Source organism: Protofrankia sp. Cas8 (genome assembly GCF_963555845.1).
GTDB lineage: Bacteria > Actinomycetota > Actinomycetes > Frankiales > Frankiaceae > Protofrankia.
In genome coordinates, this window is the sequence record NZ_CAUVXI010000202.1 from 1,128 (window position 1) to 5,300 (window position 4,173).

The 4,173-nt window shown below is 70.8% G+C and carries 2 protein-coding genes; both read right to left on the reverse strand.

Annotated features, from left to right (window positions below):
• Positions 1-1,254, reverse strand: a 1,254-nt coding sequence (locus tag U9977_RS22110) for a type II toxin-antitoxin system RelE family toxin (protein WP_322751202.1), incomplete at its 3' end; no start/stop codon positions are given.
• A partial coding sequence (locus U9977_RS22115) for a DUF1998 domain-containing protein (protein WP_322751203.1) occupies positions 1,251-4,173 on the reverse strand: 2,923 nt, incomplete at its 5' end. The genes U9977_RS22115 and U9977_RS22110, both read right to left, overlap by 4 nt.

A 4,173-nucleotide genomic window follows, 5' to 3' on the forward strand; every position in this document is an offset into this window, starting at 1 on the left:
GAAATAGTCGGTCCGCGAGCTCAGTACCTGCCCGAGGATGACCTGTGACCATTCGCCGGCCAGGAACTCCGGCTCCCACCGTGTCTCGCCCAGTTCGAACAGCATGGTCCGCCACTGGTCGACGGCCACCGTGTCATCGACGATCCGGCGACGGCTGTCGAGCCCGGCTTCGGCGACGACCCTGCTGGCGAGCTTGTCGATGTTGATGATGTCCACCCGGGCTACCAGCTCCGGCCCGGCCAGCGCCAGCAGTCGGGTGCGCAGGTCCGCGGCGAGATTGCGGTTGAAGGTCGTCAACAGGATCGGTTTGTCGTCCCCCGGTGGCAGGCGTTCGGCCAGGTGGCGGGCGCGGTGCAGCGCCACGATGGTCTTGCCGGTTCCGGGGCCACCGCCGACCCTGGCCGGCCCGTTGTACCGGCGTTCGACCAGCTTGCGCTGGGTGGGGTGCAGGAAGACCTGCCAGCGGGCGAACGACTCGGCGAGAATCGCCCGCAGCGCGGCGTCATCGCTGGTGACCTGGGTAGCCGGGCGCCCCACCGCGGCGGCGAAGTCGTCGGGGTTGACCGGTTCACCGGCACGAACAGGGTCGGTCACCTCCTCCAGCACCTGTTCGAAGGTCTTGCCGTCGTGTAAGGCCAGCAGGACGTCGGCAGTGAGCTGGGGCGCGATGTCGGCGAGGGCGAGCAGTTCGTCCTCGGTGACGATCCGCCGGATGAGCGGGATCAGCGGTTCGGACACGCCGAGGTCGAGCAGGACCTGGTCTGCGATATCCGCGAAGAGCGGGCGCGGCCCCGCCTTTTCCATGGCTTTCACGGCTTGCGTGGCTTTCACGGCTTGCGTGGCTTGCGTGGCTTGCCCGGCGTTGCCGTCCGGCTCCGGCGGCAGGAGGCGTCCGACAATGCTGTCACCGACCGGGGACAGGTCGACGACCTCGATACCGCCGGTGACCCGGTTGATCTGGTAGCGGTACCGGTCGAGGTTGTCGTAGACGTCCTTACGGTTGCGCACCGAGAGGAGCAGGTAATCCTGCGCACCGACGTGCAGCAGCAACGCCCGGAAATCGTTGCCGACCCGGGCCGACCACAGCCGCGGGTCTCCCTTGAGTTGCTTGAAGTGCAGTCCCGGGCTCTGCGGATTACGCCGGAACTTGTCCTGGAACTCGTAGACCGCGCCCTTTTCGGTGCGTGACAGCGCCAGGATCTCCTTGTCCGCCCGTTCCAGGATCCGCAGCGTCACTCCACCCTGGCCACTCACCGGTCCACGTCCTCTCGTGCTCCATCCACCATTACGATCTTCTCGGCGAGTTCGGAGATGGTCCACTCGATGGCCGTTCGGGCATCCCAGCCGGCCGCGGCGTAGGCGGCGTCCCGGTCAGCGGTCTCGGAGTCGACGGTGGCACCAGGGTCGGAACCCGCGCCGGAACCCCGGCCGGAATCCGCGCCGCGCAGGAGCACTGCGACCCGGGCCGCGGGCCACGCGACCTCGGCCTGCCACGCCTGGTCACCGAGCTCATAGCCGATCTCGGGCGGCGGCACACCATGAGCCGACGCGCCGAGGGCCAGCACACCGCGGACAAGCGACTCCAGGCCGGGTTCGTCCGGGTCGAGCAGGTCCAGGACCTCCCGCCAACGATGGTCAGCCGGTTCGGCGCCGGTCTCCACCGGTCTGGACGCTCTGGACGGTTGGGACGGTGCCCGGCCGAGCCACGACGAGGTCTCGTCGTCGAGTGGGAGGGCCTGCGCCGCGGGCAGCAGCCCGGTGCCTTCGGCGACCGCGAGCAGCCCGGGGTCGAAGGCGTCGAGATCGCTGAACGCGAGCTGGACGCCGTCCCCGCCGCCGGAGTCGAGGAACTGCACCAGGTTGGTCCAGTACAGCCAGGCGGCCCAGCGAACCTTGTGATCGTCGGTGTCCGCGGCGGTGTCGGCGGTGATGGTCTGCGGCCGGTCGTCGACCACCGCCAGGGCCGACCACACCCGGTTGGTTGCGCCGGCTCGCTCGTCGATGAGCAGCACGAGCGGGCACCGGTTGGTGTCGGCGACCCGTAGCAGGATGACCGGGTCGCTGCCGCGCGGCGGCAGCTCGTCGCCGCGCAGTGCCGGCGCGATCAGGTCGGCGATATGCCGGGAGTCCGACGAGGTCGCCACCACTCCCGGTTGATTCAGCAGGCCGGCGAGCGCACCTTCGGCGCGGGCCCGCCACACCCGCGGGTCCGGGTCCCGCAGGAAGGCCAGCAGCATGTCGATCGGGTTCACCCAGACCAGCTCGGCGAGCTCCCCGCCGTCACGTCCGGTGCGCTGCTGGTAGTACGCGCGGGCGGCCTGCTGCCCGAGGCCGTGGTAGGGCGGCCACACCCGCGGCCGGTCGCCGCCTGCGCCGCCGGCGGTGCCGCGCCAGTCCTCCACGTCATCCCAGGTGAGCTGGAAGACGTGCACACCGTGAGCGCGCAACCGGGTGCGCTTGTCGGCGTCGTCGGCGAGCCGGTTGTGCTCGGGCGACGCATGGTAGCGATACCCGTCGAGGTACACGGCAACCTCGACGGGGGCCGCGTCCATGCGGACGAAATGGACGTCGGGTCGGGTGCCGCGGATGGCGTTCTGCAGCTTCATCCGCCAGTGGACGACCTGGCCGTCGGGTGCTTCCAACCGCAGATCGGCGATGCGGGCGCCGTTCTGGTCGGCTCCCCGGGTGATGCTGGCCCTGGTCTGCGAGGCGCTGTCAGGGCGTTCGGCCCAGTCGAGCAGGGCCTGCAGGAAGCGTAGTTCCAGCTCGCTTTCGACCTGGTCGAACAGGGAGATCTCGTCGGTCCGCACCGACGCTCCGACCGTCCACGGGTCGAGGAGCCCCCGCAGCATGCCGAGCGCCTCGGCCCGGATCATCAGCGGGAACTCCCTGTCCCGGGCGTAGCGCAGCAGGCACCGGTGGCAGGCGGGTTTGCCCGCACCGACACAGCGGCAGCCTTCGATCACAGCCTGCGCGGCCTGCAGCACCTCGCGGAAGCTGTCCGGGTCACTGATCCGATGCAGGTAGCCGGTACCACCGGGCTGAATGTCGTGGACGACGAGGAACCGGCGAGTATGCCCGGTGTCGCGGTCGGGCATGACCGCCGCCACGACCCGCAGATGATCTGGATCACCGCCGTAACGGGCGGCGATGCCCAGCCGCAGAGCCGCGGCGAAGGAGACGATCCGCTCCGCCACGGCGGCGGTGACCGCCGGCACGAGGATGCGCAGTGCCTCGGTACGCAGCTCGTGGGCGAGGACCAGGGCGACGTGTTCCGCGGCATACGGGTCCCGCCGGTACCGGCACCACGGCCGGTGGTGGTCGGCCGCCCTGTCACGACCGCCGGCCGGGCCGCCGACGGACGAGGTGGCCGTGGTCAGCGCCGGTCCTGCCACCGGCGGCGGCCCGTCGCTGGTGGTGCCGCCGCACGACGTGCACGTGTAGAAGGGGTTGAGCCGCGTCTCGACACCCGCGAACGTGTCACCGGCGGGCCGGTCGTACCGGGCCGCGCCCAGATTGAACTCGCGGATGACGGCGTGGCGGGTGTAGTCGACGCCGAAGGTGACATGGTCGTGCCGCCAGGACCGGTCGACGTCCGCCGGGTCGATGTCGACCGCGACCTGCGTGGTGTAGTGCCTGATGTCGCGGTCGTCGGAGTCGTCGCGGATTCTCGCGTCCTCCCGCCGGTCATGCGAGGTGACTGTGGTGGGCCGCAGGACGGTGAACAGGTTCCCCGCGTCGGCGATCGCCGCGGCGGTGCAGCGGGGACAGCGGGTGGTGTCCTCGGCGGCCAGCGTGGTGCGGACGTAGCCGCACGCCGGGCAGACCCGCCACTGCTGGTAGGCGGGCCGCTTGGGCGAGCCGATGTCGAGCCCGGAGACGGTGTGCCGGTAGCCCAGCACGTAGTAGCTGTTGCCGGGGGCGAGTTCCACCAGCGCGGGACGGGCCGGGCGGCTGTACTCCCGCAGCTCGCTGTGGAAGACCCGGTTGTCCTCGCCGCTGCGGTCCTCCCAGGCGAGTGTGGCCTCCAACGCGGTGCGGGTGTCGATCAGCGCGTAGTTCGGCAGCAGCCCGGACTCGACGAGGGTGCCGTGGGCCGAGGCCTTGCCGATCTCCGCGATCCGCCGGGCGACCGCCCGGCGTTCCGCCCGCAGCGCCCGGTGTTCACGGTCC